This window comes from Acidithiobacillus sulfurivorans (assembly GCF_018853815.1).
In the GTDB taxonomy this organism is placed as follows: domain Bacteria; phylum Pseudomonadota; class Gammaproteobacteria; order Acidithiobacillales; family Acidithiobacillaceae; genus Acidithiobacillus; species Acidithiobacillus sulfurivorans.
Map to the genome: position 1 here is coordinate 1 of NZ_JAAOMP010000053.1, position 7,129 is coordinate 7,129.

The window sequence follows — 7,129 nt, forward strand, 5'->3', positions numbered from 1 at the left end:
CTCGTGCGTGTCATCCAGGAAAATCGATGGGAAAATCTGGAAATGCCGTGAGCGACAGCCGCATCCTGCGTGGCTTGTCGGTATTCGCTCTGGTTTAAATCCAATACTGTTTAGATAGATAATTTTCTGTCAGAATAACCGCCATGCTTTGTTTCTGGGGAGACATGGCAATGGCACGTACCAAAGCACAATTACCTGTAGGCGCTCGTCTGGCCGATTATCTGACGGTGGGCTATCTGGCGATGCGCTGTCCCATCGGAAAAGTCCGGGAGACCTTGGCGCAACAAGGCTTGGAAAGTCAGCGGCGACGGGGACTGCCCTACGACGTCCTGATTTATTTTGTCCTGGCGATGGTCCTCTATGCCAACGTCGCCTACGAGGAGGTTCTCCGTTTGGTGATTGAGGGGTTACGGCCCCTGCTCGGAGAGGAGGGCTTGACGCAGGCCACCGTCAGCAAGGGGGCCATCTCCCAGGCACGCGGCCGTGTCGGTGCGGGTCCGCTGAAGGCGTTGTATCAAGAGCAGGTCCAACCGCATGGCCCGGCAGAGATGCCCGGCGTGTTCTATCGCGGCCTACGAATTATGGCCATTGACGGCTCCACCCTGGACATGCCGGATGAAGCCGCCAATGCGGAGTGCTATGGCTACCCCTCTTCTTCTCGGGGTGCGTCGGCTTTTCCCAAGCTCCGTTTTGTCGCCATGGCCGAATGTGGGACGCACACCTTGTGCTATGCAGAACCGGGTCCGTACGACCAGGGGGAGCGAGATCTGGCCTTGTCAGTCATGGCGCATGCGGATTCCAGCATGCTGGTGACCGCCGACCGAGGGTTTTATGGCTACGCTTTCTGGAAGCACTCCCTCGCCACGGGTGCCCGTCTGCTGTTTCGACTGAGTAGCGTCGTACAATTGCCCCGAGAAGAAGCCCTGCCCGACGGGTCGTATCTCAGCACCATTTACCCCAGTTCTGCAGACCGAAAAAAGCAGCGCTATGGGATCCGGGTGCGGGTTATCGACTATACCTTGAAGGGCATCCCCGATTCCGAACCGGTTTACCGGCTGATCACCAACTGGTTGGACCCCATTGAGGCGCCCGCCCTGGAATTGGCCGCCCTGTATCACCAGCGCTGGACCATCGAATCCAGTTTCGATGAGCTCAAGACCCATCTGGCAGAGCGCAGGGTCGTACTGCGCAGCAAGCGACCGGAGTTAGTGGAGCAGGAGTTCTATGCACTCCTGTTAGTCCATGCAGCTATCCGCCACCTGATGACCGAAGCCGCAGCGCAAACCGGTCAGGCCGCGCAGGATCTGTCCTTCATCCATGCGGTGCGCGTCCTGCATCGCCGTCTCCCCGCTGTCGGCGCTCTTCCCCCCTCGGGGTAGGTCTGCCTGGTTGCAGAGCGTGTTGCAGGAAATGGCTTCCGGTCGCGCTTTTACCAGTCGGGGCAAGCGTAACCCACGCGGAGTGCGCAGAAAAATGAGTTCATACCCAATCAGGGATAGAGGCAATCCATTAAGGGTTCCCTGCAATCCATGCGCAGTGATCGTTACTAACTAAATATTATTGCCGTTAAACACTAGCATCGTTTGACAAATTACTCCACGCATGTGGCATATTTGATCCCGTGTGGGTTAGACTGATTTCTGTCTGGTTGATACTTTGAGGCGCTCTATTGTTTTCTAATTTTCCACTTAAATGTTCCAATTCTTGGCTGGTCTGATGTTTTCTACAAGTTGTAGTAGACATTGTGTTTTCAAGTTCCGGGCGCTGACTATCTTCTTGTTAGCTTTTCTTTTTTTTGCATGGGGCACAGGTAACACCAGCCTCTGGGATATAGACGAGCCCATTTATGCACAAAGCCTAAAGGATCAAATAGCCGAGCATAATCTGATCGTACCTATTTATAATGCCCGTCTTTTGCCCGACAAGCCTGCACTGAATTATTGGTTGATGTGGACGGGCGTAAAGATGCTAGGGATGAATTCCTGGGGATTACGCATTGGCTCCGCACTGGTAGGCGCACTGCTGATTTTTTACCTGATCTTAGCTCTGAAGCGGCTCTACGGTGAATCCGTGGCAGTGATTACCGGCTTGATTACAGCAACTGCCTTGCATAGTACGGTAATATTTCGTAGCGCCACGCCGGACCCGCTACTGATTCTCTTGACTACCATTGCGTTGCTGAGTTACCTGCGCGGATATATGTATCTGGAAATTCGCAGCCGTGAATTGCACATCAGCTACGCCGCCATGGCGCTTGCTACCTTGGATAAAGGGCCTATTGGCTTTCTTTTGCCTGGCCTTATAGTCGTACTTTTTTTGTTGTTGCGTCAGCAGCTTTCTTTTCTTTGGCGGGAGGGACGACTGGTAACAGGTATTCCTCTCTTTCTACTGATAGTGTTGCCATGGTATCTGGCGGTAGGGATTGAAACTCACTGGGTGTGGGATCGGTTATTTATTTTTCAACAGAATATCGGACGTTTCAACAAAAGCATGCAGGGGCATCGCGGTCCTTGGGTGTATTACGTCATAAGCACTTTCCTGGGGATGTTGCCATGGTCCATATTTCTGCCACAGATTTTTCATGATCTATGGCAAAACCGAAGGTGTTTTTTGCAGGAACAGGCAATAACACTGTTCCTGCTGATCTGGGCAGGCACCTGGATCGCCTTTTTTACTCTATCAGCAACAAAGCTCCCTAATTATGTGTGGGAAGCGTATCCACCCTTATTTATTCTCATTGCTGTTTGGTTTGATAAATTCCGTAGAGAAAGTAGGCTGCCGCGACGCCGTGGACTGATCTTTTCCTCTTCTGTACTATTTATAATTGGTCTAGCGCTCAGTATTTTTGCTACGTGGTTTTTACCCATAAGCGAACCCAAGCTTCCCTCTATGGTTATGATCGGGTTCCCCTATATGTTTACCGCAGCGGTAGCCGTTGTGTTGTTTTGGAAGCAGTATTGGACAAGTGCATGGATAGTATTAGGGATCGGAAGTTTCGCTCTAAGTGCCCTACTGGTATTTGTGTATCTACCGCCTGTTGATTATCTCAAACCGTCGCAGACCATGGGGAAAAAAATTGCGGCATTACAGGGAAATGCACCTTATAGGCTGGCTTCTTGGGACTGGTTTCAACCAAATTTTTTGTTTTATGCTGGACGTGGTGATATGCCAATTCAGCATCTGCAATCCTTGACCGAATTGCCGGATGTCCTGGGTATCCATCCTTTATATTTGGTTTGCCCGCAAGCACAAACCCCTGCAGTGCTTGCTTCTATTCCGAACGCTTATAACCATAAAAATATCATGACGGCTTACGAGATATATAGTCACGAATACATCACTCTGATACAGATTAAGAGAAGGACTTACGGTATAAATCAGAAAAATGAACAGTCAACAAGTAAGTTGTTACCATCCAGATGAAGCAGTTTCACCTTGGTTTATATGTCATTAGCTTTGTTGTTTAATTTCCTCAAGCTAAGCCCTCAGCTGGGGAGTTCCCAAAGTTTGACGATTCCGGGAGTGTGCCCGCCAGGACCCCTCCGCCCTCTATTTCTTTGAACCGGGTGCATGGCACGATGCACCGGCGGGTGGCGAAATCTTGGGTGGAACCGTTGTGGTTGACCGGGGTGATAGATTGGGTGCGGACGCGCTATAGGTCCGTGCACCGGCGGGTGAAAATCGGGACGTATGCCCTGTCGAAATCCTGGTCTGAATATCGGATGAACCTCAGTATGAATCACTCTGCCCCGCATCACCGGCCCGGCAATCCGACGAACGGGATATGGGTGGTGAAATACCGGGTGCATGGGTCCGCGATAAAAAGGCCTACCCCGGTATAAAGGGATCACGCGGGACCGCCATATCCGGTAATGCGCCATGTCCGCATGGTGCCGAAACCACCAATGGGGATGGTGCACCTGATACAGGGCGCCACTCTGGATCGCCACCAGAAGAAATAGGGTTGGTAGGGATAAGTCGGTGGTGGCGGCCCATATTCGAGCGGGAGTGGCAAGAAGCTGGTTGCCGGTAATAGATACCAAGGACCATAGTAATCCGGTAACCGGTAACTGAGCGGCGTATCTTGCGGGCTACTTCAGGATATTGTAGAGGTCCGATCGCAGGGGGTTGGCGGCGAAGTGCTGTTTCCAGAGTCTGGGGGTCAGTTCGGCGACGCGAGATGCGGGATGCTGGCCGACCCGCTGCAGGACATCGACCAGATAGTCGTAGGGATTGATGTCGTGAAGGCGGCAGGTGGTCAGCAGGCTTTGCACAATACCCACCTGTTTGGCCCCCAGTTCCGTCCAGCAGAACAGCCAGTTTTTCCGGTTATGCAATGGTTTGCATAACCGGAATTATCCGCAGTCCATTATTATGCAAAGTTTGCACATGGTCATTCAATTAACATTTGTTGGGCAAGAAGTTAACCATTAACTGCACATTTCTGACTTACCATAAAAATATAGTATTCCTGTGGGTCCAATCCCTCTACAGGAGTAGCTCCCATGTTTTTAGATGATTCCCTGTCGCACATTCCCCATCCTGACTGGCTGTCCGACGGCCCCCTTACTCCTCTCGTACCCCCTTTCATAACGAGATTACGCAGCCAACATTATGCCGATCGTACTGTTATTGCCTATGTAAACTGCCTGGCTCATTTTGGTTTCTGGCTCAAAAACAAAGGGCTGGAGCAATCAAGCATCAGCCCGGCGCTCATAAAGCGTTTTTTACAACATCATTTGCCCAACTGCCACTGTCCCGCACCCTGCCGTTCTGCTGGTTCCGATATGCCTGCTGCTCTTAAGCATCTGTTAAAATGCTTTCCTCAGAATGGCATATCTCAGCCGACTATCGCAGAACCCATTGCGAGAGAGCTTGAGCGTTTTGGCGCGTACCTTTCGAACACCTGTGGGGTGGCACCGGTTACCCGTAATCGGCGCATGCATGATATTGGTGCTTTTCTCAGTCACCAATTTGGAGAACAGGCGCCGGTCACAGCCCAGATTTCTGGGGAACAGTTGGAGGCATATATCTCCCAACTGGGATCGCATTTGCGGCCAGCGTCCTTGCGTACTGTTTGCAATAGTCTGCGCAGTTATTTGCGTTACCGCGCTCTTCTTGGGGAGCCAACTGCCGTATTGTCAAATGCCTTACCAAAGATTGCAGACTGGCGGCATACCGCCTTGCCCAAAGTGCTTTCGGACAAAGAGTTGTCGGCTTTCCTGGTGGCGTTCGATTGCACGGACCCCATGGGGCAGAGGGATTACGCTATTGCCCGCTGTCTGGTCGATCTTGGCTTGAGGGGGCAAGAAGTGACTGATCTAACCCTGGAATCAATAGACTGGCGTCGTGCAGTGCTGACAATCAATGGGACCAAAAGTAAACGTGTACAGAAGTTACCGCTGCCTGAGTTTACCGGCGAGGCCATTGCGCAATATCTCCGTCACGGACGACCCCAGACCAACAATCGCCTGCTTTTTGTGCGCCACAGAGCGCCTTTTGGGATATCTCTGAGCGTTTCCGCTATCCGTAACTCGATGAACCGGGCTTTTGTTCGGTGTGGGTTACGTGATCGGTATTGCAACACCCATGTCCTGCGACGCACTGCGGCTACGCGATTACAGCAGGCAGGTACGTCTGTGAAAGCAATTGCAGATATTCTGCGCCACCAGAGCCTCGATACGGTTCGTGTCTATGTCCGTGTTGACCTGGATACGCTGCGAGCCGTGGCCTTACCGTGGCCAGGGGGCCAGTCATGAGCGCCCCGGTTTCGTGGATGACCCAAGTCGAAACCTACTTGGCCTATCGGCGCAGCCACGGTTTCCAACTTGCCATTGAGGCGACACAACTGAGGTCTTTTGCCCAGTACGCTGAAAAAGAAGGCACGGAAACCCATCTGACGATAGCGCTCGCCGTCGCCTGGGCTCGGACTGCACGTTGTCCCAATCCGTTCACCTGGGGACGCCGTCTTGACGTGCTGCGTGGCTTCGCCCGTTATTGTCTGCGTGTGGATCCGGCAACGGAAATCCCACCATCGGGGCTTTTCGGCCGAACTCATCGACACTTGATCCCACATATCTATACAGAGGCTGAACTCATCGCATTGCTGGATGCCACCAGCACTTTAGAACCTCAACGAGGGCTACGGCCGGTCACTTGTCGGTGCATTTTCGGATTATTGGCTGCCAGCGGTTTACGTATTTCCGAAGCACTCGCGCTGACCGACAGCAATGTCGACCTTGTGGCTGGCATACTCAATATCAGAGACGCAAAATTCCATAAACAGCGCCTGGTGCCCTTGCATTCGAGTGTTACGACATCCCTGAGCATCTATGTGCAGCAGCGCGATCAACTCGTACCCAAGCCGTTAAGTAACCAATTCTTCTTGCGTGATGATGGGCGGCCCGCCAATCAGGCGGGTATGGCTGTATGCCTTGCAAACACTCTGTCAGAAACTGGGCTGGAGGTCTCGTGGCGACTATCCGCATCATCGCCTCCATGATTTCCGCCATACGTTTATCGTTCGAAGCATGTTGCACTGCTACGAGCAGAACAGGGATATCGACCACGCCATTCTGGCGCTATCGACTTATGTCGGACATGCCAAGGTAAGCGATACCTATTGGTATTTTACAGGCATACCCGAATTGATGGCCATCGCCGCAGAACGCTTTCACCATTTCGCGGAGAGGGGGCAACAATGAACTCGTTACTCACCGACCCGACCGAATTCGCAGGGCTGCTCCAGAACTTCTTTGTCGATCGATTGCTACAGCAGAAGAATGTCAGTCCGCAAACTATCAAAGCCTACAGAGATACATTCCGATTGCTCCTAAACTATGCCGAACATCAAAAAGGCAAGCCACCGACCAAGCTGACGTTGAACGATTTCGATGCGACGCTGATACTTGATTTTCTTGGACATCTTGAAACTGAACGCCACAACACAATCCGCAGCCGTAATGCCAGGTTTGCTGCCATACGTGCTTTTACCAAGTATATTTCCTTGCAATGCCCCCCGGCTTTGCAGTTAGCTCAACAGATTCTAGTGTAGTGTTGCATTCTTGATGAAACTTAAGGTTAATCATGATAAAATGGCTCCATGGTCAGGGATATGGATGGAGTCAAG

Annotated in this window: 6 protein-coding genes and 1 pseudogene; 6 read left to right on the forward strand and 1 reads right to left on the reverse strand. The window is 51.9% G+C overall.

What is annotated here, in order from left to right; translation table 11 throughout:
* Positions 1–170: 170 nt before the first annotated feature.
* Together HAP95_RS05295 and HAP95_RS05300 are read left to right on the forward strand one after the other, a co-directional pair.
* Positions 171–1,379, forward strand: a complete 1,209-nt coding sequence (locus HAP95_RS05295; RefSeq protein WP_215883273.1) for an IS4 family transposase — start codon at positions 171–173, stop codon at positions 1,377–1,379.
* A gap of 337 nt (positions 1,380–1,716) precedes the next feature.
* Positions 1,717–3,423, forward strand: coding sequence for an ArnT family glycosyltransferase (locus HAP95_RS05300; RefSeq protein WP_215883278.1), 1,707 nt, complete (start codon positions 1,717–1,719; stop codon positions 3,421–3,423).
* Between the two features lie 668 nt (positions 3,424–4,091).
* On the opposite strand, the pseudogene HAP95_RS05305 reads toward HAP95_RS05300, so the two are convergent.
* Positions 4,092–4,328 (reverse strand): annotated as a pseudogene (locus HAP95_RS05305) (transposase domain-containing protein); the annotation flags it as partial.
* Positions 4,329–4,505: 177 nt separating this feature from the next.
* On the opposite strand from HAP95_RS05305, the gene HAP95_RS05310 reads away from it, so the two are divergent.
* The 4 genes from HAP95_RS05310 to HAP95_RS05325 are packed head-to-tail and all read left to right on the forward strand — an operon-like array spanning position 4,506 to position 7,054.
* Entirely contained in the window at positions 4,506–5,759 is a 1,254-nt protein-coding gene (locus HAP95_RS05310) for a site-specific integrase (protein WP_215883274.1), read from the forward strand.
* A complete protein-coding gene (locus HAP95_RS05315) occupies positions 5,756–6,502 on the forward strand; it encodes a site-specific integrase (protein ID WP_215883275.1) in 747 nt (248 codons plus the stop codon). The genes HAP95_RS05310 and HAP95_RS05315 overlap by 4 nt, the downstream gene beginning before the upstream one ends.
* Positions 6,503–6,530: 28 nt before the next feature.
* Positions 6,531–6,704, forward strand: a complete 174-nt coding sequence (locus tag HAP95_RS05320; protein ID WP_215883276.1) for a site-specific integrase — start codon at positions 6,531–6,533, stop codon at positions 6,702–6,704.
* A complete protein-coding gene (locus HAP95_RS05325) occupies positions 6,701–7,054 on the forward strand; it encodes a site-specific integrase (RefSeq protein ID WP_215883277.1) in 354 nt (117 codons plus the stop codon). Before HAP95_RS05320 ends, HAP95_RS05325 begins: the two co-directional genes overlap by 4 nt.
* The last annotated feature ends 75 nt before the right edge of the window (positions 7,055–7,129 follow it).